Annotated in this window: 24 protein-coding genes; 11 read left to right on the top strand and 13 right to left on the bottom strand. The window is 59.1% G+C overall.

Going from position 1 to position 25,182, the window contains the following annotated elements:
* Nucleotides 1-182: 182 nt before the first annotated feature.
* Nucleotides 183-383 carry a hypothetical protein gene (locus ACQE3D_RS10290; protein WP_168030604.1) on the bottom strand — a complete coding sequence of 67 codons (201 nt, stop codon included), beginning with the start codon at nt 381-383 and terminating at the stop codon, nt 183-185.
* Between the two features lie 425 nt (nt 384-808).
* On the opposite strand from ACQE3D_RS10290, the gene ACQE3D_RS10295 reads away from it, so the two are divergent.
* From ACQE3D_RS10295 to hflC, 3 genes are all read left to right on the top strand, one after another.
* Nucleotides 809-1,432 (top strand): hypothetical protein, encoded by a 624-nt coding sequence (locus ACQE3D_RS10295; protein ID WP_313728047.1) that lies wholly within the window; start codon nt 809-811, stop codon nt 1,430-1,432.
* A 121-nt stretch (nt 1,433-1,553) separates the two neighbouring features.
* The gene (gene hflK, locus ACQE3D_RS10300; protein ID WP_313728046.1) at nt 1,554-2,552 is read left to right on the top strand and encodes an FtsH protease activity modulator HflK; all 999 of its coding nucleotides are present in this window, start codon (nt 1,554-1,556) and stop codon (nt 2,550-2,552) included.
* The gene (gene hflC / locus ACQE3D_RS10305; protein WP_281023144.1) at nt 2,549-3,502 is read left to right on the top strand and encodes a protease modulator HflC; all 954 of its coding nucleotides are present in this window, start codon (nt 2,549-2,551) and stop codon (nt 3,500-3,502) included. Before hflK ends, hflC begins: the two co-directional genes overlap by 4 nt.
* Before the next feature lie 195 nt (nt 3,503-3,697).
* Here hflC and ACQE3D_RS10310 read toward each other — a convergent pair whose 3' ends face one another.
* The 7 genes from ACQE3D_RS10310 to ACQE3D_RS10340 form a co-directional block, all read right to left on the bottom strand.
* Nucleotides 3,698-4,192 carry a YchJ family protein gene (locus tag ACQE3D_RS10310; protein ID WP_313728045.1) on the bottom strand — a complete coding sequence of 165 codons (495 nt, stop codon included), beginning with the start codon at nt 4,190-4,192 and terminating at the stop codon, nt 3,698-3,700.
* Between the two features lie 47 nt (nt 4,193-4,239).
* Nucleotides 4,240-5,739 carry a B12-binding domain-containing radical SAM protein gene (locus ACQE3D_RS10315; protein ID WP_427501613.1) on the bottom strand — a complete coding sequence of 500 codons (1,500 nt, stop codon included), beginning with the start codon at nt 5,737-5,739 and terminating at the stop codon, nt 4,240-4,242.
* Between the two features lie 43 nt (nt 5,740-5,782).
* Entirely contained in the window at nt 5,783-7,339 is a 1,557-nt protein-coding gene (locus tag ACQE3D_RS10320; protein WP_071160607.1) for a B12-binding domain-containing radical SAM protein, read from the bottom strand.
* Nucleotides 7,336-8,097 (bottom strand): WecB/TagA/CpsF family glycosyltransferase, encoded by a 762-nt coding sequence (locus ACQE3D_RS10325; protein ID WP_313728043.1) that lies wholly within the window; start codon nt 8,095-8,097, stop codon nt 7,336-7,338. The genes ACQE3D_RS10320 and ACQE3D_RS10325 overlap by 4 nt, the downstream gene beginning before the upstream one ends.
* A complete protein-coding gene (locus ACQE3D_RS10330; protein WP_313728042.1) occupies nt 8,090-9,085 on the bottom strand; it encodes an NAD-dependent epimerase/dehydratase family protein in 996 nt (331 codons plus the stop codon). Before ACQE3D_RS10330 ends, ACQE3D_RS10325 begins: the two co-directional genes overlap by 8 nt.
* A 357-nt stretch (nt 9,086-9,442) precedes the next feature.
* The gene (locus ACQE3D_RS10335; RefSeq protein ID WP_427501614.1) at nt 9,443-10,063 is read right to left on the bottom strand and encodes a PIG-L deacetylase family protein; all 621 of its coding nucleotides are present in this window, start codon (nt 10,061-10,063) and stop codon (nt 9,443-9,445) included.
* A complete protein-coding gene (locus tag ACQE3D_RS10340) occupies nt 10,063-11,229 on the bottom strand; it encodes a glycosyltransferase family 4 protein (RefSeq protein ID WP_313728039.1) in 1,167 nt (388 codons plus the stop codon). Before ACQE3D_RS10340 ends, ACQE3D_RS10335 begins: the two co-directional genes overlap by 1 nt.
* 98 nt (nt 11,230-11,327) lie before the next feature.
* On the opposite strand from ACQE3D_RS10340, the gene ACQE3D_RS10345 reads away from it, so the two are divergent.
* Nucleotides 11,328-12,551, top strand: coding sequence for a M20 aminoacylase family protein (locus ACQE3D_RS10345; RefSeq protein WP_313728038.1), 1,224 nt, complete (start codon nt 11,328-11,330; stop codon nt 12,549-12,551).
* Between the two features lie 29 nt (nt 12,552-12,580).
* Complete coding sequence (locus ACQE3D_RS10350) at nt 12,581-13,279, top strand: SDR family oxidoreductase (RefSeq protein ID WP_313728037.1); 699 nt, start codon at nt 12,581-12,583, stop codon at nt 13,277-13,279.
* Between the two features lie 75 nt (nt 13,280-13,354).
* On the opposite strand, the gene ACQE3D_RS10355 is transcribed toward ACQE3D_RS10350, so the two are convergent.
* The gene (locus tag ACQE3D_RS10355; protein ID WP_313728036.1) at nt 13,355-13,927 is read right to left on the bottom strand and encodes a hypothetical protein; all 573 of its coding nucleotides are present in this window, start codon (nt 13,925-13,927) and stop codon (nt 13,355-13,357) included.
* A gap of 451 nt (nt 13,928-14,378) precedes the next feature.
* On the opposite strand from ACQE3D_RS10355, the gene ACQE3D_RS10360 reads away from it, so the two are divergent.
* The 4 genes from ACQE3D_RS10360 to ACQE3D_RS10375 all read left to right on the top strand — a co-directional run bounded on the left by ACQE3D_RS10360 (nt 14,379) and on the right by ACQE3D_RS10375 (nt 21,031).
* Nucleotides 14,379-16,271, top strand: coding sequence for an SEFIR domain-containing protein (locus ACQE3D_RS10360; protein WP_313728035.1), 1,893 nt, complete (start codon nt 14,379-14,381; stop codon nt 16,269-16,271).
* Between the two features lie 6 nt (nt 16,272-16,277).
* Nucleotides 16,278-17,282, top strand: coding sequence for a MoxR family ATPase (locus ACQE3D_RS10365; RefSeq protein ID WP_313728033.1), 1,005 nt, complete (start codon nt 16,278-16,280; stop codon nt 17,280-17,282).
* Between the two features lie 194 nt (nt 17,283-17,476).
* Entirely contained in the window at nt 17,477-20,158 is a 2,682-nt protein-coding gene (locus ACQE3D_RS10370; protein WP_313728032.1) for a formylglycine-generating enzyme family protein, read from the top strand.
* A 48-nt stretch (nt 20,159-20,206) separates the two neighbouring features.
* Entirely contained in the window at nt 20,207-21,031 is an 825-nt protein-coding gene (locus tag ACQE3D_RS10375; protein ID WP_313728031.1) for a formylglycine-generating enzyme family protein, read from the top strand.
* Between the two features lie 96 nt (nt 21,032-21,127).
* Here the strand turns inward: ACQE3D_RS10375 and dtd are convergent, their stop codons facing one another.
* The 4 genes from dtd to greB are packed head-to-tail and all read right to left on the bottom strand — an operon-like array spanning nt 21,128 to nt 22,661.
* Nucleotides 21,128-21,583, bottom strand: a complete 456-nt coding sequence (dtd, locus tag ACQE3D_RS10380) for a D-aminoacyl-tRNA deacylase (protein WP_313728030.1) — start codon at nt 21,581-21,583, stop codon at nt 21,128-21,130.
* Complete coding sequence (locus ACQE3D_RS10385; RefSeq protein WP_313728029.1) at nt 21,580-21,993, bottom strand: gamma-glutamylcyclotransferase family protein; 414 nt, start codon at nt 21,991-21,993, stop codon at nt 21,580-21,582. The genes dtd and ACQE3D_RS10385 overlap by 4 nt, the downstream gene beginning before the upstream one ends.
* 3 nt (nt 21,994-21,996) lie before the next feature.
* Nucleotides 21,997-22,164 (bottom strand): hypothetical protein, encoded by a 168-nt coding sequence (locus ACQE3D_RS10390; protein WP_281023158.1) that lies wholly within the window; start codon nt 22,162-22,164, stop codon nt 21,997-21,999.
* Between the two features lie 5 nt (nt 22,165-22,169).
* Nucleotides 22,170-22,661, bottom strand: a complete 492-nt coding sequence (greB, locus tag ACQE3D_RS10395) for a transcription elongation factor GreB (RefSeq protein WP_168030642.1) — start codon at nt 22,659-22,661, stop codon at nt 22,170-22,172.
* Nucleotides 22,662-22,722: 61 nt separating this feature from the next.
* On the opposite strand from greB, the gene ACQE3D_RS10400 reads away from it, so the two are divergent.
* Entirely contained in the window at nt 22,723-23,199 is a 477-nt protein-coding gene (locus ACQE3D_RS10400; RefSeq protein WP_313728028.1) for an FKBP-type peptidyl-prolyl cis-trans isomerase, read from the top strand.
* 246 nt (nt 23,200-23,445) lie between these two features.
* Nucleotides 23,446-25,077 (top strand): methyl-accepting chemotaxis protein, encoded by a 1,632-nt coding sequence (locus ACQE3D_RS10405; RefSeq protein ID WP_064031793.1) that lies wholly within the window; start codon nt 23,446-23,448, stop codon nt 25,075-25,077.
* Nucleotides 25,078-25,182: the final 105 nt, after the last annotated feature.

The raw sequence follows: 25,182 nt of genomic DNA on the forward strand, positions 1-25,182 counted from the left end.
GGGAGAGGGCAGGGTGAGGGGGATAAAATCAATGCCTTACCTTGTATTTCCCCTCACCCCAACCCCTCTCCCGCAAGGAGAGGGGCTTTCCCTACCCCTATCGATGCTTAACCGGCGGGGGCCTCCCGTGGCTGGGCGATGTAGCGTAATCCAAAAACCGCGCCACGGTCGGACCGGAGGTATCACGGCCCGCCGACTGGCTGGCGTTCCGACGCCAGCCAATAAAGGTAGGTCAGCTCCGCGAGCAAGGTTGTGTCAGCGGAGTCTGCTTGATCGGGTTGGTCGTGGAAGGCATCGGCCAATCGGTATTCGGCGCCGGGCCGACGGTTCGATGCGTTCGGTAAGTAAGGTGGTTTGGAGCGGGTTTCAGTTTCGCGGAACATGGGCGACCTCTGTAGTGGGTGAGCGTGCCGACATTATGCGGCGCTATCCGGTAAAGGAACGCCAAGCAAGGTAAATCCAGGTAAAGCGCTGCAAGCGTCTTGGCTATTGAATAAGCGCAGGCTCGGCCAAACTCGTTCGAAACTCGCGGTCCAGCCGACGGAGGCCCGTAGCCGGGTGCTGATCGGCTACCACTTTACTTTGAAAGTCACCGGACGCCGCAACCCGGTCCGATGTCGGAACGCTGTCAATCGCGGCTAACGCTGCTCCTACACCACTGACTTTCATTTACCGGGGCGATGCAGCGCTTTCATGATAGTTAGTTTTCAAATTCTGGGGGCGCCTGTAAGGTGGCCGGCGCGTAGCTGATAACTGTGCTAGCTTTAAACGTGGTCGGCATTTTCCGGCTAATCACCTGGAGGCTGCTATGTTGCTACATTGGCGACAATTGACAAAGTATTATGGCGAAGAACTCAACGCGCATCTGGGGCACTTTCATACGCCCGGACAGACGACGTATGGTTTGTTGTGCTGCCGTTTCGCCCAGGAACACACCCGTTTAATGGCCAGTCAGGGCGAGCATTCCGAGGAACGTTTGCTTCAGAGTTTACTTTGGCGCCAGATCGAGCGGACCGTGCAGGCTTGGTATAGCTTCAACACCGACGAGCGCGCCAAAGCCGTCGTAACCCTGGTATTGAACCGATCTCCCTGCCATTCACGCTGTGTCCCAGCGCTTTTCGACGCGCTCAACCATTTGCAATACAATTTCTCCAAACGTTTTTTCGACCATTGGCGCTTTATATTGGCGTGCCGCGGCGCCTACCAAGGCAAGGTTACCGACGCCGGATTTTACGAGCATTCGACGACTACCCGAGATTTACAGCGGCTGGAGGATGCCGGATGGCAGGTCTGCGTTTTGCAAACCACGACGCCGGTCGGAAACACCTTTGATCTTGGGGAAGGCTTGCCGCCTGGCGGGCAAGCCTTGTTGCAGGGTTTGATGAACGTCAAGAACGTCAGCCGGCCCAGCCTAATCCGTCTTGATGGCTGATGCCGCTAGGACTCGCGCCTTGCGGTGAGTTAGTTGCGTTATGTGCCGAGATTGATTGCATAAACCCACGGGATTAGTCGAATTCTTTCGGCGATTCCGAAATGATTATTGGAGGTCCGCCGTGAACGATGCCAAGGTGATATTCGAGCGTTTTCCCAGCGAATGGCCGGTGCCGCCGTTGGTGTTGGCAGTAGCGGCCGTGCTGCTGATCGGGGCAATGATGTCGTTCTATACGATACCGGCCGAATCCGAAGGCATCGTGCTGCGCTTTGGGCAGTATATCGATAAAGTCCCGTCCGGTTTGCACGCCAAACTGCCGTTCGGCGTCGATCAAGTGATTCCGGTACCGACCCAGCGCCAACAAAAACTGGAGTTCGGTTTCGCGACGCCGGGCTATTCCAACCCCGATCAGGCTGGCGATCAGCCGGCGCTGGAAAAATCGATGGTGACCGGCGATCTGAATTCGGCGTTGGTCGAGTGGATTGTCCAATATCGGATTACCGATCCGGTGAAATATCTGTTCGACGTCCGCGATCCCGGCCAAACCTTGCGCGATTTGTCCGAAGCGGTGATGCGCGAGGTGGTGGGCGACCGTACCGTCGATGAAATCATTACGATAGGCCGACAGGAAATCGAGGAAACGGTGCTGAACCGCACTCGGGAATTGGCCGACCGCTATCAACTCGGCGTGTCGATCAATCAGGTGCAACTGAAAAACGTCAACCCGCCGGTGCCGGTGCAACCGTCCTTCAACGAGGTCAATCGCGCTCAACAGGACCGGGAAAACGCGATCAATCTGGCCAACGGCGAGTACAACAAGGCCGTGCCGAGGGCGCGCGGCGAGGCGGACCAAGCGATTCGCGCCGCCGAAGGTTACCGCTTCAAACGGATCAACGAGGCGGAAGGCGACGTTGCCGCGTTTAACCAGGTGTTGGAACAGTATCTGAAGGCGCCGGAGGTGACGCGCATTCGGATCTACCTGGAAACCTTGGGCGACATACTGCCGCAGGCGCGCCAGCAGATTATCGTCGACGACAGCGTCCAACAAATTCTGCCGATGCTGCCGTTCGCCGAGACCAAGGCGGCGCCGGCCGCCGCCGCGAGCGAGGTGGCGCCATGATGCCGCGCGTGCTGGCGATATTGTTGGCGGTGCTGGGTTTTGTGTCGACCTTTCGGGTCGATCAGACCGAGCAAGTCATCCTGACCCAATTCGGCAGCCCGGTCGGCGAGCCCATCGTCAAGCCCGGCCTGCATTTCAAATTGCCGTTCGTGCAACAAGTCAACAGTTTCGACAAACGCTATCTGGGCTGGGACGGGCCGATGGTGGAAATGTCCACCAAGGACAAGACCTATGTGCAGGTGCATACCTTCGCACGTTGGCGTATCGCCGATCCGTTGCGCTACTACTTGCGTTTGCGCGACGAACGTAGCGCCCAGTCGCGGCTGGAGGACATTCTTGGCGGCGAGACCCGCACCGCGATCGCTCGTCACGAGTTGATCGAAGTGGTGCGTTCGGACAAGGACCGCAAGCCCTTGCAGGACGAGTCCTTCACCGGGCCGTTGACCGGCGAGGGCACGTTGGGCGTGCTGCGTCCGATTCGGGTCGGCCGGGCGGCGATCGAGAAGGATGTGTTCGAGGCTGCCGCGCCGAAATTGGCCGAATTCGGCATCGAGTTGCTGGACGTGCGCTTCAAGCGCATTAACTACAACCAGCAAGTGCTGGAACGGATTCATCAACGCATGATCAGCGAGCGTTTACAAATTGCTCAGCGTTTCCGCTCGGAAGGCGAGGGCGAGGCGGCCCGGATCAAGGGTAACAAGGAACGCGACATCAACGAAATTCAGTCCGCCGCCTATAAGCTGGTGCAACAAATTCAAGGCGAGGCGGACGCCAAGGCCACCGAAATCTATGCGAAAGCTTACGGCCAACGCCCGGAAGCGGCCGAGTTTTACAAGTTCTCGAAAACGATGGAAACCTACCGCAAGGTCATCGACGGCGATGCGAGCCTAGTGCTATCGACCGGCGGCGATTTGTACGGGCTACTGAAACGGCCGGATAAGGGGCGTTAGATTACTCGGGCAGTCCATTGTCGATATGCCCTAAATACCATCCGCCGGGTTTGCCGCTCAACCCGGCCTTTAAAATACCGTTCGCCTGTCGAAGAGCGCGCCAGCCTGAGCTTGGCCGAACGAAATACCCGTGGTCGATTGGGCTGGGCTGATAGACAAAATCCCTCGGCTGAACCCTGCGTGCGGGCGGCGGATTTAGCGGCCGCAGCAACGCTTGAATTTTTTGCCGCTGCCGCAAGCGCAGGGCGCGTTGCGGCCGGTGTCGGTCGTGATGCCGACTCGGCCGGCGGCCTTGATTTTGCCGTCCAGGTAATACCAGCGGCCGCCGGTTTTAACGAAGCGGCTGATTTCGTGCATGAAATGGTCGTTATCGTCCTGGCGGTAAAACGCCTTGAATTCGACGATGCCCTTGGCGTCGAGTTCGCCGCCTTTCTTGGTGTCCACTATCGTCAGACTTTGCCAATTAGCGCTTTCCTTGGAGAAGTCGATGTCGGGCGGCCGGGTTTCGATCGCCCAGGTGTCTAGCAAATAGGCGGCGTTTTGGCCGGCGTAGGCGGTAAAGCGGGAGCGCATCAGCGCGGCGGCGGTTTTGGGTATTTGCCGGCCGTCGTGGAAGGGCTGGCAACAGTCGGCATAGCTCAAGCCGGAGTCGCACAAACAAGTAGAATTCTCAGTGTTCAATGTGATCATGGCCTGATTTTACCCGAGTTTACCGGCGCCGGCCGATGCTCGATGGATCAACCGTTGGCGCGCAGGGCGTTGCGCAATGCGTAATAGGCGCCGCCGGGGTATTTGAGGATCAGTTTGAGGTTGTAGAGCAATTCCTTGGGTACGATCAGCGAGCGCAACGCGAATATCAACAGGCGTTTGCGCAAATAGTCCCGGTAGATGGCTTGCAGCGTCGCCGGATCGAATTCGGCGGTTTTGACTTGGTTGTATTCGGTCGCGATCGAGCCTTCGTGCCAACCTTCGTTGGCGATTTGGTCGTAGACGTCGGTGCCTGGAATCGGAATCAACGGTTGCAGCATCGGCACGACGCCGTAACGGCGGTAACGGTCCAACGCGTAATCGACCGTGGCGCGGATGTCGGCCAGGGTTTCGCCCGGAAAACCGATGATGTAAAAGGCGTGCAAGCGTAAACCCACTTGCCGGCAATAGCGCATCATGTCGTCGACCCGCGCTAGATCGAGGCGTTTGCGGACGATGTCGTCCAGCACCCGCTGCACGCCGGATTCGATGGCGACCGTCAGAAATTGGCAACCGGAGGCCTTGGCCCGGCGGGCTCTGTCCAGGGTCCAGGCGTCGCCGCGCACGCCGTTGGGCGTGTCCCATTTGATGCGCGGCTGGAAGGTGGACATGAAGTCGATGATTTCGTCGTAGCGGCCGGTGTCGTGGACCAGGTTGTCGTCCTCGAAATGAATGAAGTCAACGCCGTATTCGTCCACCAAGTGCCGGATATGACGGCGGGTGTATTCCGGAGAATGGGCGCGAAACTTATAGCCCATCGTGGTTTGTATCGAACAAAACACGCATTTGTGCGGACAGCCGCGGCTGGTAAGCATGCTGATCGGCCGTTTGCCCCATTCGCGAAATCTGGGCGACAGGCCCTTGCGGGCCAGCGCGAAATAACGCGGCATATCGACTAAGTCGTAGGCCGGCAGCGGCAGGGAGTCCAGCGGATCGGTGAAGCCGACCGGCGCGCGCGGGTTGGATCGGAGCAGATCCAGATCGGCCGGGGTCGCGACCACGCCTTGAATCTTCGGCGCGGAGTCGCCGCGCTGCAGAGCGAGTAGTAGTTGGGTAAAACGCTCCTCACCTTCGCCGATCACCGCGTAATCGATGTCGGGACGAGCAATGGCTTCGAGCGGAAACACCGACACATGCGGGCCGCCGATCACAACGGTGGCATTGGGCGCGGCGCGCTTGGCCAACTCGGCGAAGCGGTAGGCGCGGTCGATTTGACTGCTGAACAAGTTTGAGATGCCGATCACATCCGGTGCCGCCGCGCGGATGCGGGCTTCGATGCGCTCGTCGCTGTCGCCGAACAGCCAATAATCGGCTTCGCGCCGAAACGTCGCGCCCAGTCTGGCGTCGTAGATTTCGATCGTGCCTTGCCAGTCGCTTTCCCGCAAATACGCGGCGATCGACAACACCCCTAGCGGCGGGCTGACCGCCGGTCTAGCTTTCATGCCGTCCAAGCGGATCAATTGGTTGGGTAAGCCCAGCAATACTTTCATGGTCGAGGTTTCGCTAAGTTTTCAATGGTGGACGCCGATGCGCTTACCATCGCATCTGCCGGGCCACCGCCGACTCGGGCAGTTCCAATGAATCGCCGCCCAATAGCTGAACGGCGCGGCGGAAACGCTTGTAGACACCGCGTACACCCTGGCCGCGCGCCAAGCGCGACAAATAGCGACACTGCCGCCACAGCCAAGCCGGCTTGCCGAATTTACGCCGCAACCAACGGGTATGCGCGGTGGTGGTGAAGCGTTCCAGGTATTCGCCGGAAAACTCCGGGTAGCGGATCACGCTCATGTTGCTGCCGTCGTATTCTTCCCATTTTGCCGGCCGGAGTCGGTCTTCCTGGATCAGACGGTTGTGAAAGTCGGTGCCGGGGCAGGGGGTCGCCATGCTGAACTGTACCGAATCGATATCCAGTTGGCAGGCGAATTCGAAGGTTTGTTGCATCGAAGCCAGGGTTTCGCCGCTGAGGCCGAACACCACGGTCATGTGGGTTTTGATGCCCAGCCGGGCGGCCTTGTCGATAAGGCCGGTCAGGGGTTGCACCTTTAGCGGTTTCTTGATGGCGCGTAGAATTTCCGGGTCGGCGCTGTCGAGGCCGAATTTCAAGCCGATGCAGCCGGCGGCGGCCATCTCTTCCAGCATTTCGTCGTTCAGCGCGATCGCGTCGCCCATCGCCGACCAGGCAATGTCGAGATTGCGGCGGCGGATTTCGGCGCACAGCTCGCGCACGTGACGCTTGTTGGACGTGAAATTGTCGTCGTCGAAATAGATTTCCCGGACGCCGAAACGGTCGATCAGCCATTGCATTTCATCGACGATGCGGGCCGCGCTGAAATAGCGCTGGGCTTGATTGCGGTACAAAATTTGTATCCACGCGCAAAAGTCGCAGCGGTAAGGACAGCCCCGGCTGGTGTGCATGTAGGCGGTTGGCGTGTGTTGAAACATGCCGTCGTAATACGCCGAAATCGATGGCGCCGAGTTGCGCGGAAACAGATGGCGGGCCGGCGGCGGCAGTTGGTCGAGCGGATCGATCAGCGGCGTGGGCGGATTGGTGTGCGGGGTTTCTCCGTCCGGACGATGAGCCAAGCCGCTCACTTCGGCCAGCGCTTGACCGTCGCGCAAGGCCCGCGCCAAGTTTAAAAAAGTCTGTTCGTATTCGCCGACCAATACGAAATCGATGTGCGGGTGTAGCTTGAGCAAGTCCTCGGCGAACACGCTGACGTGGGCGCCGGCCAGTACGATCTTGGCGGCGGTGGCGGCTTTCAGTCGCTGACAAAAGTTCAGCACATCGTCGATGACCGCGGTATTGGGTTCCAGCAGGATCAGCGCTGGGTGGCTGGCGGCGGCGTCCGCGACAAACGCGTCTTCGGTCAGATTTAACGGTACGCCGTCGATAACCTCGACCTGGAAGCCGTCGCGTTCCAATAGCGCCGCGCTGTAGGCCAAGAAAAACGGAAAGGTGACGTAGCGCGGCCGTTCGTCGGCGCGCTTGAGCAACGTCAATGGAAAACGCATGCCGGACCCGAGCATGTAACGCTCCAAACCGTTGGCAAGCGGGCGTCGAAACGCCGGATTGGCTATCAATACTTTCATGACTGACACTCGCGGGTGGCTGAAAATCGATGTTTAAGCGCATGCCGCACGAACTCGGCGCCGCCGGGATGCACGCGCGGGCGGTAGTGGGGTTCCAGCACGTAGCGGTGCAGCCATTCGCAGCCGATGGCCGACAGCCAGCCCGGCGCCCGAGCCTTGTCGCCGGCATGGACGCTCAAGGTGCCGCCGCCGATGTGCCAGCAAAGCGCTTTCGGACAGGCTAATCGCGCGGCTAACAAAATCCGCTCCGATTTTGGCGATCCGGCGCCGACCAAGACGGCGTCTACCGTTGAATATGGCTGAAGCAAGGCGGGGTAGTCTTCGGCGTTTCGAAAACCGTCGATCATGCCGACGATACGCCAGGCGCCGCCAGCGTCGTTGATTGCGGCCGCCGCTCGCGGTGTTTGTTCGGGCGTGCCGCCGATCAGGACCGCGGTCATGCGTGTTTTGCTATCCTTCCAGGCCAAGGCACGGTCGAACAGACGGGTTGCAACGACGCGCGGCGGGGCCGCACGGTAAAGCAGCCGCGAGGCCACGACGATGCCGATACCGTCTACGCAGACCCAGTCGCAACGGTCCAGAAAGTCTCTAACCGCCGCTTCGCGCTGATATTGATTGTAGACATGGGGGTTGACGAAACCGAGCAGTTTGCCGGTTCGGCCGGGATCTTGCCGCCAGCGGCGCAAGGTTTGGTCTAGTTCGGCCAGCCCGCCGGTTTTGAAGGCTAGATCGCCAAAGCGATACGTCGCTTCAGGCATCGATCAAGCCCGGCGCGGCGGCGGTGCCGAATTCGCCGCTGATCGCGCGATAGTGGTCGAGTATCCGGGCCAGTCCGCCGGCCAGATCGATCGTCGGCCGCCAACCGGTGTCATCGATTACTTTGCGGATGTCGGGTACTTTGTCGAACGCTTCGATGTAATGTTTGCCGTAGAGGCTGACCGGATCGACATGCACGATGTTGGCCTTCGATCCGCACAAGTGTCGAACGGTGTGCGCCAGTTGTTCGATCGAGACGATGTTGCCGGGTTGGCCGACGTTATAGATTTGGTTGTTCCGTCCCAGTGCTTGCACGTGGACAATGCCGTTGACCAAATCGTCGACATGGCAAAACGATCGAATTTGCCGGCCGTCGCCGAACACCTGGATGTCGCGGCCGGCCAGCGCGGCTTCGAAAAACTTGGGGATCACAAAGCCGATCGTCGAACTTTGCCATTCGCCCATCGCGTTGAAGGGGCGGACGACTTTTAGCTCGAAATCGCCGTCGGCGGCCAGATTCAGCAGTAGATGTTCGGCGGTGAGCTTGGCTAGCGCGTATTCCATCCTGGCGCCCCGCTTGCAAGGGACCACTTGCTCGGCGGACTCCCGATGCTGACCGTCTCTGCCGTACACCTCGGAGGATGAAACGTACAGTAGCCGGGAATGTCCTTGCTTGGCGATCCGGCCGACCTTGGCGGCCAAATCCAGAATTTCGGTGGCGATTTTGCCGCTTTTTTCCAGTATGCCCAGCGAGCCGACCGGGCTGGCTAAGTGGTAGATGTCGTCGAATTCGCCGAGGTCGTCCGGTAGCGTACGGAAATCCTGAACCACGATTTCCAGGCGCCCGATCAAACCGGTGTAATCCAGCTTTGTCGAACTGAGATTGTCGACGACGAGTATCCCGGCGTCGGGTTCCAACGCCAATAGGCGTTTGCAAAGATGATAACCGATGAAGCCGAGGCCGCCCGTCACTAAAATGCGCTTCGCCACTGGATTTCCCTCCCGAGACTGCGTTGATATGCATGGTTTTTAGGACTTAAAGCCACGGTCTCGATGATGATGGCATTGGCGACCGACGGCTAACGTCTAGCAGACAATATCATTATGTGCAATTATCAACAATAGGGGAGTGGAAATAGCCGGGCACCGATGTTTGGTTACTTTTCCCCCAAGCGCCGGAACTAGGGCTTCCCGGAACTTTCAATTCCAGATTTTAACGTCGTCTAACCGCTGCTGGCCAACTTTTGACGCGGCAACGCGCGTGCTTGGCTCGACGCTGGAACACCCCCGAATGAGGCTCTCCGTAACCGCCTTCCGGGTGAGCGTTGGGTTCGGCCGGTGGTTGGGTCAGCCCGGATCGACCATGCGTTTGACCCGAAAAGCTTCGGCGTACGGTTTGCCGATGTTGGCGCCGCGTAAGCGGGCTTGGGCTTGTAAGATTTCCGGCGAACGGTGGCCGCGAATCTGCGAGGCATACAGCGCGTAGGCCGCTAATTTGTGCTCGATTTGTATTTCCCGGAAATAGTTGGGTTCGTGCGGCGCGCCGTGAAACCACAGCACGCTGTCGGGCTGCTCGAATATCAATACTTGGCGCGCAAACCAATTGGTATCGTGCGGCCGGGTCGCGACCAGGCCCGCGTCGTAGACCGCGCGATGATCCTGATTGTAGGAAGGTTCCGGCATCAAGACCGTGGTCGGTTTTAGCCGGTTGATGGCGTCTTCCGCAGGTGCTATCAAATCCTGCATCCGGTAGTGGTTGACCGGGAAATCCAGCACTTCCCAGGCAAACCCTAATGCGTCGGCGGCGCGCCGTAGTTCGGCGATGCGTTCCTCTCTGGATACATAGGGCCTATCCTCGGCGCCGAAATGCAAGACGAAACAATCCGGCCCTAAAAACGAAAAGCAGCCGAGCACTTCGTCGTCGATATGCGGAGACAGGATCAAGACTTTAGGATTGGACGCAGACATCAGCAACGTGAATAAAAGGCTTGGCTGGGTGTATTCAGGCAAGCCAGAATGCCGCCGGCAAAACGTTCGGCCATGTTTTCGATGCCGTAGGACTCGGCGCTGGCCAACGCGGCTTGGCGCATATAGTCTAGCCGGGACTCGGAGTCGAGCAAATCGACGACCGCGCCGGCATATTGCTCAACGTCATGCGGCGTCATCAAACCGTTACGCTCGTGGTCGAGATAAACGATTTCCGGACTGTGATTGGGAATATCGCTTGTAATCATCGGCAAGCCGGCGGCGAAGGCGTCCAAAATCGCCAGCCCGACCAGACCCGGACACAGAAACAACCGGGCCAACCGGAAGCACAAGGCCTTGTCGTGGCCGAACGCCGGGCCGAGGTAGTGTACACGGGCATCGGCCGCCGCCGCTTGAAGTATCGGTGCGCGTTGACTACCGTCGCCGACGATCAACATGTGAAAGTCCGGGCGCGCGGCTTGGATCGAGGCGATGGCCCGACAGAAAAAATCCAAGCGCTTGTCGCGGTGCAGCCCGCCGCAGTATAGGCCGACCGGGGCGTCGCCGGGGATCCCGTGCAACTGCCGAAACGCTTGTAATTGTTCGGCGGTGACCGCCGTCAGATCGGCTCGAAACCGGGTCAGGTCGACGCTGTTGTTTAAGGTCGTGATCCGTGCATTGGGAATGCCGTCGGCCAGCAGATATTCGCGGGCCATGTCGGTATAAGCAAACCACCAAGTGCCGAAGCGCGTCAGCCAACGCCGGATTCGTTCCTTGACCGTACGCTCGTGGATCTGCGAACGGCGGTTGTAGACCCAGAATCCCAATTTCGGTCCGCCAAGTTTCGTGGCGATGCACAACAAAAAATTCAACGGATGGCCGTTGGCGTTCAATACGATGACCAGATCGGCTGTTAACGTTTTGCCGAAGATTGCCTGGTGCAGCACCGTTTCGTTCAGCCAATAATTTCGGATCTTTACACCGACTGGCGCCGCCAATTCCACCAAGTCACGTTTCGCGGCTTGCTCCGAGTTGGGATTGCCGTAAACTACTTCGAGCTTGACGCTTTCCCGCGCCAGGTTTTCCGCCAACAGTTCGAATAACCTGAGCCGGTAGTGCGGCATCGTCGGGACGGCAATTACCACGTGGTAGCGGTGCGAGTCTGGCATGATCGGTATTCCGTGACGGAGAAACATAGGGTTCGTCGAACTGATCGGTCGAACCAATCCGACCGCAATAATAATGTTGTTCAACAGAGTCGTAAAACATGAGCGAAAACCTTCCACCCTTAACCGGCACCGTTCCGGAAGGGGCGATACCCGAGATCGTCGCCGCGCTGGACCGGATTCAGGGTTGGCGCCGGGATATTCACGCCCATCCGGAACTGTGTTTCGAGGAGCACCGTACCGCCGAATTGGTGGCGGCGCAGCTAAGCGAATGGGGCATACCGGTGTATCGCGGCTTGGGCAGGACCGGCGTGGTTGGAGTTATCCAATCGGGCAGCGGCGATAGTGCGATCGGCCTGCGGGCCGACATGGATGCTCTGCCGATGCAGGAGCTCAATGGCTTTGCCCACGCCTCGCAATATCCAGGCAAGATGCACGCCTGCGGCCACGACGGCCATACCGCGATGTTGCTGGCCGCCGCGGAATATCTGGCGCGGCACCGCGATTTCGACGGCACGGTGTATTTGATATTCCAACCGGCCGAAGAAGGCGGCGGCGGTGCCGATGCGATGATCAAGGACGGCTTGTTCGAGCGCTTTCCGATGCGGGCGGTGTTCGGCATGCACAATTGGCCGGGCTTGGCGGTCGGCGAGTTCGCGGTCGGCGCGGGTCCGGTAATGGCGTCGATGAGCCGCTTTAAAATCGTCGTGCACGGCAAGGGCTGCCACGCGGCAATGCCGCATTTGGGGCTGGACCCGGTTCCGGTCGCGGCCCAGTTGATTACCGCCTTCCAGACCATACTGACCCGCAACGCCAACCCGCTCGACAGCGGCGTGATTTCGGTGACGATGTTGAACGCCGGCGAGGCCACTAACATCATTGCCGACCGTTGCGAACTGGCCGGTACGGTCAGGACTTTTTCCGCCGACTTGCTGGACTTGATCGAGGCGCGGATGGCGCAATTGGTCGAGCATACTTGTTTGGCCCACGGAATGACCGGCGACTTAGAATTTCAGCGGCTATATCCGGCCACGGTCAACGAACCGGAGGCGGTCGAGCAAGTCAGGCAAGTCATGATTGATATGGTCGGCGAGCGGCGGGTATTGCCGCAGGTGCCGACGATGGGCGCCGAAGATTTCGCATTCATGTTGCAAGTCTTGCCCGGTTGTTATTGCTTTCTGGGTAACGGCGACGGCGATCATCGCAGCGCCGGTCACGGCGCGGGACCTTGCACGCTGCACAACGCCAGTTACGATTTCAACGACGACATACTTGCGCTGGGCGCCAGTTATTGGGTAAGGCTGGCGCAGGCGCAATTGGGCTGACTCTATCGCTTTTAAATTTGGGAGATTTTATGCAAACCGTGTTGATTACCGGTGCCAATCGCGGCTTGGGATTGGAGTTTTGTAGACAGTATTCGGCAGCCGGTTGGCGGGTGCTCGCGGTTTGCCGATGCCCTGACGATGCCGAGGCACTATTGACGCTGGCAGCCGATTCGGATCGAGTGAAAGTGCTGGCGGCGGACATCGCGGACTTTGGGCAAATCGACGCGTTGGCCGCCGAACTACGTGGCACGCCGATCGATGTATTGTTGAACAATGCCGGCGTCTACGGCGACCGAAGCGGCCATGGATTCGGCAATCTGGATTATTCCACCTGGCTCGATACATTGACGATCAACACGCTGGCGCCGGTCAAATTGGCCGAGGCGCTGTTGCCCAATCTGCAAGCGGGACAGCGCAAACTGATCGTCACGGTCAGCAGTCTGATGGGCAGCATGACGGACAACACCAGCGGCGGCAGTATTTTGTATCGGTCCAGCAAGGCCGGCGTCAACGCGGCGATGAAAAGCCTGTCGATCGACTTGGCGCCGCAAAGTATCGGTGTGTTGATTCTACATCCGGGATGGGTCAGAACCGATATGGGCGGACCAAACGCATTGATCGATGCTCACGAAAGCGTTTCCGGCATGATCAACGTTATCGACGGATACACGCCGGCCCAATCCGGTAGCTTTCTGCGTTTTGGCGATGGCAAGGTCATGCCTTGGTAAGGCCGGATCAACGCCCCACAAAAAAGCCGGCTTTCGCCGGCTTTTTTGTGGGTGCGGGTGGTTTGTCGGCTGGCGTTACATGTCGCACTTGTGAGCGTCGCCGCAGCAATCCGCCATGTTACCGCCGTGGGCCGCGCAATGCTCCGTGCCGCATTGATGAGCGGCGGCGCCCTTGTGATGCGCGCAGTGCCCGGTATCGCAGGTTTTCGCGGCGGCCGAAGCGTGGTGGTCGCAATGCTCGGTGTGGCATTGGTGGGCCGGGGCGTTTGCATCTTGGGTGCAGTGTTCGGCGCAGGCTTTGTCTTTTTCAGCGGGATGATCGGCGCAATGTTTGGCGCAATCGTGATGAGGCGCTACATGGCTTTTGCAATGTTTGATGCAGGCTTTGTTTTTCTTGCCCTTGCTTTTGGCGCAATGAGCGATGCAGTCGTGTTCGTCGGTTGCGGCGTGGTGTTTGTCGCAATGTTTGGGTTCGACGGCGGGCGTCGGTGTTGCGACCGGCGCGGGCGCCGCCGCCTCGGTGGCCGCGGCGGGCGCTGCGACAACGGGTTGAGCGTTGGCTTCGGTGGCCGGTTTGCTGGCTTCGCAACCGGTCAATAACGTGGCCGCGGCCAAATTAACCAGCAATACGACATGGCTTATTTTCATTATTTTTTCCCTTTGGTGTGGTGTTAAAAGTGGCGACATTGTAGGCAGGGGAGGCAGAGTTGGCAAATTAAAGTATGTTATTTAACACAGTTTTATTTATGGCGGCGAAATTCCCGGTTGCGGCTACACGGTGCGGCGCGGGAGAGTAGGGGCAGTTTCGTATTGAGGTTATAGGTCTATGCGACTTTCATCCTTTTGCATGTTGTCCAACGCGGCTAAAGCCGCTCACACGCCGATCAGCGATATTCGCCGGGGCAAAAGTGGTCTCGGGCATTGGCTTGCGAATTGGCGCTATTGTCTGAGGATATGGTCGTTTGACGGGCTTTGGGTGGCCGCGAGTCTGGCGGACCAGGACCGATTTTGCTAGCATTCGATCCGAGTCCGCATTAACCGTCAACTCATCCGGCATCGCCGTCGGACCAAGCAAAGACAACCGACAAAGGATTGGTACTTGGATCAACAAACCGCGCCCAAGGTATTCATCAGTTACAGCCATGATTCGCCCGAGCACCGCGCGGATGTGCTGGCTTTGGCCAAGCGGCTGCGTGATGAAAGCATAGATTGCATAATCGATCGCTACGTCAACGGTGCGCCGGCCGAGGGCTGGATACGTTGGATGGAACGGCAAATCGCATGGGCGGATTTTGTGTTGGTAATTTGTACCGAGACTTATCTGAAACGTTTCAAAGGCGACGACAGATTAGGCGGCATAGGCGTGAATATCGAAGGTTTGCTGATCAGCCAAACGCTGTACGATCAATTTCAAAAAAACACCAAGTTTCTGCCGCTGATACCGGACAACGGCAGCATCGATCACGTGCCGCTGATACTCAAAGGCGGCACGACTTATAGAATCCAGGCGGATTATCAAAAGCTCTATCGGGTATTGACCAATCAACCGGCGAACCTGAAGCCGGCCATTGGCCCGCGCGTTGTATTAGCGCCTCAAAATGGTCTTCCCAACGATCATGCAAGGATGATCGCCCCGGATAACGAAACAACTCGGCGTAGGAGTGGCTTCGGCCGCGATTCGGACAACTCCGATACCGGTAGTGCCGACGACTCTCAACGTCAAAACGGCCAGCCGCCGAGAGCGGATCGAATTCTCGAAGCCGCGCAAGCAAACAATCACGGCGTTCCACACCAGCGGCAAGCGCTCATAGACTTGCTGGCCGAGCAATTGCGGCGCCACGATTTACAATCGTTGGTAGCCGATTACGTGGCTCGTATCAATAAGGGTTTCGACACATCCTTTTCCGACGCCGGCACATTACAGGACTGCAAAGACTTCGCGGCCTATTTGGTCAACCAAGCGGACGACGAAGGGCGTCGGCTGCAAGTGTTGCATCTGCTGGATGCCCTACAAGATAGGACCGGTCGCCAGGATGCGGAAGAGTTATTGGCCTATCTGCTACACACATTGGTGCGCAAAGACGAGGCCAACGCCGACGCGATCAACCGCGTACCGTTCAAATTTACCCAAACCCTGGATTTGTTGGCTGCTAGCCGGCACAACCAAGCGACGATTCCCGATTATGCGCATGGCGAATTCAGCAACGGCTGTCGGAAATCCGATATTTTCGATCACAGCCATTATCAACCGCCGAGCGGCACCTGGAACATAGAACGCGAATGCCGGGAAATCGCCAAGGCTTTGTTGCGTAAACTGGCCGATCCGGCCGCGGAAAGCGAAGATGCCATGGGTTTGTTGCTTGGACGCTTGCGCCGGTATGACACATCCCCCAAGGACCGTCCCCTGAAAGGCATTTGCATCGATCAACAGTACTTGGACAAACACCCTTTCAGTAACGCCGATGTCGCCGAATATTTTCTGAAGCAGTTTGGTCGATACCTGCCGGTTTTTGTTTACGGCGACGGCAGGTCCGGCGACGAAAAAGAGTACCTGCACGTCAGCGAAAACGATATTCGCGGCATGTTGTTCGAACATGCAAAAGCCCATCAAAACAGCCAGGCCCCTGAACCAACCACACCACGGGAAACCAACATGAGCAACCAATCCAACACGTTTAATTTCAATAATTACGTGCAGCATAGTCCAGGAACGAACATCACCCAAAGCGTTGATAACCGCATTGAACAAGCCTTGTCCGGCGAACTGGAGCGGCTAAAAACCGCCGCCGACCAGGACGATAGTATCGGCAAAAAACACTATGCCGAAATCGCCGCCGCCGCCGACACGGTCAAGTCCGAAATCGCTAAACCGCAAGCCGATAAGACAGTGCTGGCCGCCGCCGCAAAAACCTTGGAAGGCTTTAAAAATATCGCCAGCATTACCGGCAGCATCGAAAAAATCAGTCAAATCCTTATTCCCCTGCTCAGTTAACAACTCATGACCGACATCAAGCGCCCCGACCCCGTCACCTATTATCTCCCGGCCGTCGGGACATGGCCCGAAAGCCATTATCTGCTCGACGGCCGTTGCCAGGACGCCATCCGCCTGGCCGAGGCCAGCGGCCGGCCGTTGCTGGTGCGCGGTTTGCCGGGTACCGGCAAAAGCGATCTGGCGCGGGCGGCGGCGCAAATGTTCGAGCGCGCCTTCGTCTACGAAGTCGTTACCGCCCGTAGCGAGCCGCAGGAATTGTTGTGGCGTTTCGATGCGGTCGCGCGCTTGGCCGATGCCCAGGCCCGAGAGCCGCGCGCCAAGGACGTCAGCCATTACATAGCCCCCGGCCCGTTATGGTGGTCTATCGATTGGCGGGGCGCTGAACAATGGCTACGCGAACACGAAGTCCACGCGCAGCGGCCGGATGCGGAATTGACCGATCAATCAGGCCAAGCGTTTCGGCAAGCTCAACGCGCAGAAACCAAGGGCTGCGTGTTGCTGTTGGATGAAATCGACAAAGCCGACAGCGAATTACCGAACAGTCTGCTGGAGGTATTGGCCAACAACGGTTTTCGCTTGCCGTGTGCAGACGGTTACGAGGTCAAAGCCCGTCAGCACAAACCATTGATCATCGTCACCACCAACGAAGACCGGGAATTGCCGGCGGCCTTCGTGCGCCGTTGCCTGGTGTTGCCGTTGGCGGCGGATGCCGATTTCAAGCAATGGCTCATCGCTAGGGCGCGCAGCCATTACCGCGATCCCGACGATGCGTCCCAGGCCGGCGACGGCCGGCCGGCGATGGCACAAACCCTCCTCGAGCAAGCCGCGCAACGATTGATGGACGACAGAGCGCAATTGCGCGGCGAAGCCCATTTGCCGGGATTGGCGGAGTACCTGGATTTGTTGCGCGGTCTGGACAGCCTGGCGCGCAACAATCCCGCGCAACAACAACAGTGGTTGGATCGGGTCTGCGACTTTGCCTACCGCAAGAGCGCCTCGCTAAGCGCTTAGGATGTGGTTATAAATAACTCCCCTGTTTCGGGTTACAAGGATTTTCCCGTTCGTCCTGAGCTTGTCGAAGGATGGACGGGAAAATCCGGGCATCCACCGCGCCAAACCGTTCATGCTTCGACTAGGCTCAGCACGAACGGTTTGGCGGGACAAATTCATTTCGGGAAGTTATTTTTAGCGGAATCCTTAGCACCATGCGGATAGACATCGCCAACCAATCCGCGCTCGGCCGCGCCGATTTGCTGCAAATGCTGGCGGACCATAGGCACGCGGACGACGAACGCTTGATGGCGCTGGCGGAGGTGCTGGGTTTCGAGTTTTCGCCGAAAAGCGTCAATGTAGATCCCGGTGTTGGGACTCTGACCGGAACCGGCTTTGAGAGTCACTTAATCTCAGACGGCGGGGCGGCCCGATTACCGCGCGGCCTGTTCCGGCCCATGCATGCCCAACGCTTGGAACTCGTCGCCAGTTCCGAATACTGGCAAAAGCCGGCGGCGGCCACCGACTACGGCGTATTGAGCGATGCCGACCAAGCGCCCTGGAACGCGGACGCGACCGCGCCGCCGTTTCAGCCCTTGGTGCCGTGGACCCGGCTGTGGCCGCGTCTGCATCAAACCGTCAGCCGGCGTCATTCGGCCGGCTTGGACGTGGCCAGCCTGACCCGGCAATTGGCGCAAGCCAAACCGGTCAGCCGCTTGCCTAGGCAAATCCGCCAATGCTGGCCGGCCAAACTGCATTTGATTCTGGATTTTTCCGACCGGCTGACGCCCTACTGGGACGACTGGCGCTGGCTGGCCGGCCATCTGCAGCCATTGTTGAGAGAGCGATTAAGCGTGTCGCTGCTGTACCGCTCGGATGCGGAACGGCTGCATGTTTGGCCGGCGAGCGGCGGCACGCAAACCAGGCCCTGGCCGAGCGCCGACAGCGGCGAAACCCTGTTGATCGCCAGCGATCTGGGCATGCTCGACGCCATCCGGCCCTCGGCCCGGCACCACTGGCAGCGGCGCTTGCAAGGCTTGCGCCGTCAAGACATCGCCTGTTTGATCGCCGCGCCGCTGGCGCACGGCCAATTGGTCGCGGAAACCGCGAATTTAATGCCGTTGCTTCGCCTCGGCCCCGATAACAGTCTGCGGCCTATCGCCAAATTATCGCCGCAGCATCAAGCCGGCGCGCAGGACGACACCGACCCGGCTTACCGGCTATTGCTGATCTGGCTGGCAATGGCGACCCGCGCCGAACCGGCCTTGCTCAGGGCATTGCGGCTTAGTTTGCCGACGCAGGCCGATAACGCCGGCCTGGAAGGCGCGGTCTGGCTGGACGCTCGCTTGAATACCGCCGCCACCGCCTGCGCGGTCAATGAAATCGCGGCGGCCGAGCTGCAACGGCAGTTTTCCGGGCTTGAACCGGCGTTACAGCAACGCTTGCTGGCGTGTCTGCGCGATTACCATGCCGGCTTGCCGCAAATGATTCATCATGAAGAAACCCTAATGTGGTGCGGCCTGGTGAATGCGGAGTCGGCGGTGCCGGAAACCGAGCACGCCCAAAATGCCCGGCGGTTTTTTCGTAAACTCACCCAAAGCCTGCAAACGCCGGATGGCGACCAGTACCAGCCGGCCGAACGGCATTTGCTGCTGAACATCGCAGACCATCATTTGCAGCACGCCGCCGCCAGCCTGGCCGGCGAGGATTACCTGAACCACTTGTCGGTGGCGGTTAGCCGCCACCGGCTTTTGGATCGCCGGCCCTTGCCGGCCGGTTTGAACGGCGCGGATTGGCTGCAACGTCAACCGCCGATAGCCCCGCTAACCGTCGATCTGCTGTGGCGCCACGACGGGACGCTGGCGATGGTGGACCGGCGGCCCCATGCCCCGGCCGAGCCGGGCCGGCAACGTCTGTTAACCCTGAAACTGGATAGACCGGTCGTGCTGTGGTCGCTGCAATCGGCCGGGCACACCCGGCATTATCGGCCGTGGTATTGGTTGCAACAGCCTTTATTGGCCGATCCGCTGTTGCAAGCGGCCGCAACACCATTTAGCCGCGAAAGTGACCAACAACTTTGGCTGCATACCGGCCGCCGGGAAATCGCGATCCAGCCATTCGTCGCGCCGGCTTGGGCCAGCGAATGGGGCGTGGACGGCTACGGTTTGTACGCCGATTTACAGTTCAATACGGTAACGCAGCGTTTCCGCTGGATAGAGCCGGGTAGTCTTTTGATGGGTTCGCCGGCTTCCGAGCCGGAACGATACGATGACGAAACACAGCATTTGGTGACCTTGAGCCAAGGCTACTGGCTGGCCGACACCGCCTGCACCCAGCAGTTCTGGCAAGCGGTAATGGGCGAAAATCCCAGCCATTTTAACGACGATCCGGTCAAGCCGGTCGAAACGGTCAGTTGGCACGACGTACAAACCTTTATCGAACGGTTGAACCGGCAAATCGGCGGACTGCGGGCGCGGTTGCCCAGCGAAGCCGAATGGGAGTACGCCTGCCGGGCCGGCAGCGAAACCCCGTTCAATTTCGGCGACAACATCAGTCCACGACAAGTCAACTACGACAGCAGTCGCCCTTACCATAACGGCGAAAAGGGCGAATACCGGCAAACCACCGTGGCGGTAAAAAGCCTGCCGGCCAATGCCTGGGGTTTGTACGAAATGCACGGCAATGTCTGGGAATGGTGCCGGGACGCCTGGCGGGAGGACTTGGGCAGCGACGATGTCACCGACCCGCTGTTCGATCCAACGGATCGAGGCGTTGTCCGCGTGTTGCGCGGCGGCAGCTGGGACTTTAACGGCAGGCTCGTACGTTCCGCGATCCGTTTCAGGTTCCAGCCTGGCAGCCGTATCATCAGCATTGGTTTCCGTCTTGCCCTAGGTTGAAGGCGCTTCCGGCCGCTACGCTAGCCACCAGTTACTCGAACAGACCGTATGAGCAACGACCACCACTTATTGCCCGCCAACTTTCCGCCGCCTTGGGCCAGCGCCTGGGGCGAAGATGGGTTCGGCTTGTTTGCCGAGTTGCATTATTCAGGCGTCATTCAGCGTTTCCGCTGGCTGTTGCCGGGCAGTTTTTGGATGGGATCGCCGCCGGACGAGCCGGAGCGCGAGCCTTGGGATGACGCTCAAGAAACTTGGCACCGGGTGAGGCTGAGCCAAGGCTACTGGTTGGCCGATACCGCCTGCACCCAAGCATTGTGGCACGCAGTGATGGGCGAGAATCCCAGCCGTTTTAACGACAATCCCGCCAAGCCGGTCGAAACGGTCAGTTGGCTAGACGTACAAATTTTTATCGAATGGTTAAACCGGCAAATCGGCGGATTGCAGGCCCGGTTGCCCAGCGAAGCCGAATGGGAGTACGCCTGCCGGGCCGGCACCGAAACTCCGTTCAGTTTCGGCGATAACATCAGCCCGCGGCAAGTCAACTACAACGGCCAATTCCCGTATGCTGGCGGTGAAGAAGGCGAATACCGGGCAGCCACGGTGGCGGTAAAACACCTGCCGGCCAATCCCTGGGGCTTGTACGAAATGCACGGCAATGTCTGGGAATGGTGCCGGGACGGCTGGCGGGAGGATTTGGGCAGCGACAATGTCACCGATCCGCTGTTCGATCCAACGGATCGAGACGTTGCCCGCGTGTCGCGCGGCGGCTGCTGGAGCGACCGTGGCGGGTTCGTGCGTTCCGCGATCCGTCGCAGAGACCAGCCTGCCGAGCGCTACTACAACTTCTTCGGTTTCCGTCTTGCCCTAGGTTGAAGGCGCTTCGGGCAGGCAGGCACGAGTCCGGACGGACAGCCGGAGCGGAGCGCAGGCGTTCAGCCGGGCGGCGGTAACGGTGGAGCGGGATGATCGTTATCGCTCGGACTTATCCGCGCTGCGTAATGTAAAGGTCACCGGGCCGTCGTTGGTCAGCGAGACTTGCATGTCGGCGCCGAAGCGGCCGAATTGCGCGCCGGGATGGAGGTCGCGCGCGCGACCTTGCAGATAGGCGAACAAGTCGCGGCCCAGTGCCGGCGGCGCGGCGGCGGTAAAGCTGGGCCGGTTGCCGCTATCGGTGTCGGCCGCCAGCGTGAATTGCGGCACCAACAGCAGGCCGCCGCCGATGTCGCGCAGGCTCAGGTTCATCTTGCCCTGGGCGTCGGCGAAGATCCGGTAGCTTAAAATGCGTTCCAGCAGGCGGTCGGCGCTTTTTCGGGTGTCGGGCTTTTCGACGCCGACCAAGGCCAGGATGCCTGGGCCGATCCGGCCGATTTCGATGCCGTCCACGACCACTTCGGCGTGACGGACGCGTTGGATCACGGTAATCATGGATTTAACAGGGTCAGATACTGGCGGTAATCGCCGGATTCGATGCGGGGTAGTCCGTGGGTTGGCCGGTTGTACAAATAGGCCCAGGCCGGGCGGATACGCTGATTTTGGGTGACTTCGACGATTTCGCGGCGGTACTCGCGCGGTTCGGGAAATTCGGCGGAACATTCCTCGTAGGCATCCAGGCGGGCCAACAGCTCGGCATCGCCGCGTAAATCATGAAGTTCGCCGTGGATCAGGTATTGGCCGTCGCCGGCGACAGCGGCCGGGTAGTCGCCGACATCGTAAAGCGCTCCAGTCAAGCTCGCCGGCCCCAAGGCCGCCGCGCCGCTCAAAACATCCTGGTGGGCGGGACCGCAGCCGGCGCGCAGGGTGCCGTAGACGAAAAGCGGGAGATCGGTTTTAGGCATGGCTCAGGTCTCGTAAACCCGGTCCAGCAAGGTTTTGAACCAACGCGGCCGAAACGCGATGATCCAGATCATCAATATTCCGAACAGCGGCACCGGGCCGATGTCCAGCACGGTTAATATGGCGGCGGCGAACAACAACTTGAAACGTAACCAAGCGGCGCGAGCGCTCATGGGCCTTAGTAACGAATTTCGGTAATGTAGTAGCGGGTTTCTTGCTCGGCATGGCGCACCACGACCTCATCGTCCAGCAGCTTTTTCAGCAGCGCGCGGGCCAGTGGCGAATCCAAGCTGATCAAGCCGCCGGACGTGTCGATTTCGTCGGCGCCGACGATGCGATAAGTCATTTCTTCCCCCTCCATTGTTTCCAAGGTGACCCAGGCGCCGAAAAACACTTGGTCTTGGCGGGCGGGTTTTTCGGCGACCACGGTCAGGCCGGGCAGGCGCTTTTGTAGATAATGTATGCGTCTATCGATTTCACGCAGTTCCTTCTTGCGGTAGATGTACTCCGCGTTCTCCGAGCGATCCCCTTCGGCGGCGGCGGCGGCCAGCGCGGCGGTCACGTGCTTGCGCCGTTCCCAAAGTTGTTTCAGCTCGAGCTCCAAGGTTTGATAGCCGGCGGCGGTGATATACGGCGACGATTTAGGGCGGGGAGGTCTCCAGCGCGACATGTATTTTCGGGGAAAAGGTTATATTATGGCGCCTTCAAATTTTTTCCTATCAAGGCGCTTTATGCAGATTACCAATAATACCGCAGTCTCCTTTCATTATACCTTAACCAACCGGGACGGCGAGCAGCTGGACAGTTCGCGCGGCGAAGCACCGTTGGTTTATTTGCACGGCGCCGGCAACATCATCGCCGGCTTGGAAGCGGCGTTGGCCGGCAAGCAAATCGGCGATAAATTCAACGTCACGATAGCGCCCGATCAGGCTTACGGCGAAATTCAAGAAGAAATGAAGCAAGTCGTGTCGAAAACCATGTTCGGCGACATGGAGGTCGAAGTCGGCATGCAATTTCACGCCGACGTCAATTACGGTTCCGGCGTCATCACCGTGACTGAAATCAACGGCGACGACGTCACGATAGACGGCAATCACCCGCTGGCGGGCGAGGCCTTGACCTTTGACGTCGAAGTGGTCGATGTGCGTCCGGCCACCGCCGACGAAATGTCTCACGGCCATGTTCACGGTGCCGGTTGCAGTCACTAAGTCCATCTTCCAGATAGGCGCCGAGCGATAACACGGGCTTGGCGCCAGTATCCGAATCCCGCCGATCGGCCGGGGTACTTGGTACAACGAGTTACCAGTCTCGTGTTCCCGTAACAGTGTCGGTCGGCGGTATTTCCCGGCCGGCTTGATGGCCCTCTATTCAGTCAACGCGCTTCACGAAACCACGCTTTCGCTTGTTGTCTATACTTCCCTGACACTCATCGTCTTGATAAGGGAGAAGCAGATATGTTGGCGAATTTGAAAATTGCCACGTTATTGGCCTGGAGTCTCAGCGGAGTCGTGATTTTGAACGTCGCGATGGTCGGCGTGACGCATTTCAAGAGCAGCGAAGTGGGCGACGGCGCCAAGTTTATCTCGGAGACGGTGTATCCGACCACGGCGCATGCCAACAACATTCGCATGAACGTGTTGCGCAACTGGGCCAATACCCTGTTACTGGGTGAAACCAGCGATCCCGGCGAGATCGAAGCGATTACCCACGAGATGACCGCCAATAGCGCGAGTATCACCGCCAGCTTCGAGTTTTTGAACGCCGCCGTCGCCGATCCGGCGGACAAGCAATTGCTGGCCGAGACCCTCGCCGCTCGTAAAACCTATACCGACAATCGCAAACAGTACGTCGAGTTGGTGAAGTCCGGAATGGCGGACGAGGCCAAGCGGTATCTGGTCAACACGCTACGCGGCAACATTAGCGAATACGTTCGATTGATCGGCAAACTCGGCGACGCCCAGACCGATAAGATGGATAGGCAAATCGCGGACATGTTGGCGCAATTTGCCGGGTTGAAATGGACTAACCTGGGCTTGGGTTTGGTGGTGGTGTTGTTCTCCCTGACCACCGCAGTGTTCATTGTACGCGGGGTGCTCGGCAAGCTGGGCGGCGAAGCGTTCGAGGTCAGCGACATCGCCAGTCAAATCGCCGCCGGCAATTTAAAGGTCAAGATTCCGGTCAAGCCGGGAGATGCCGCTAGCGTGGTCGCGTCGATGGCCAGCATGCGCGATAAATTGCGCGATATTGTCGGTGCGATCGAGCAAGGTTCGCATCGGGCCGCGCTGGCGGCGCATCGATTGGCGGAGACCGCCGATGAAGTATCGAAGGCTTCTTACGTTCAAAGCGAAGCCGCCAACACGACCGCCGCCGCCGTGCAACAGATGACGGCCAGTATCAGCGAAGTCGCCAACAGCGCCAGTTCCGCCCGCGAAATCAGCCGCCAAACCGAGCAAATTTCCAGCGCGGGCCGCGAGGTGATTTTGCGGGCGGCCTCCGGAATGGCCAACATCGCCGCCGCGGTCGCCGATTCGGCCGCGGCTATCGCCAGCCTGGAACAGCAGTCCAATGAAGTGACTGCCATCGTCAACGTGATTCGCGGCATTGCCGATCAAACCAATTTGCTGGCCTTGAATGCCGCGATTGAAGCGGCTCGGGCCGGCGAGCAGGGGCGGGGGTTCGCGGTGGTCGCCGACGAAGTGCGCAAGTTGGCCGAACGCACCTCGCGTTCGACCTTGGAAATCGCCCAAACCATCGCGAAAATCCAAAGCGGCACCCAAAGCGCGGTGACGACGATGTCGGCGGGAGTGGCACAGGTCGATGCCGGCGCGGACTTGGCCAGACAGGCGGGTTTGTCGATCGACGAGATCGAAAATAGCTCCGCGAACGTTGCGCTACACATTCAACAAATCACCGCCGCGATCCATGAGCAAAACATCGCTTGTTCCGAAATTGCCCGTAACGTCGAGCGCATCGCGCAAATGACGGTAGACAACTCGACAGCCGTCCACAAAACCTCGGATGCCGCTCGGGAGTTGGAGGGTATTTCCGGCGCGCTCGAGAAAACCATTGCCTATTTCCACCTCTAACCGTGAATCGTCTGCCGCCGGCGCGCGCCGAGCGTGGTGCTATCCGTTAAAATCTCGCTTCTGACCGCTGTTTCGGCCGATTCCCGGCCTTTGATAACCGGCGGT

This window comes from Methylomonas sp. MS20, assembly GCF_050275925.1.
In the GTDB taxonomy this organism is placed as follows: Bacteria; Pseudomonadota; Gammaproteobacteria; order Methylococcales; family Methylomonadaceae; genus Methylomonas; species Methylomonas koyamae_A.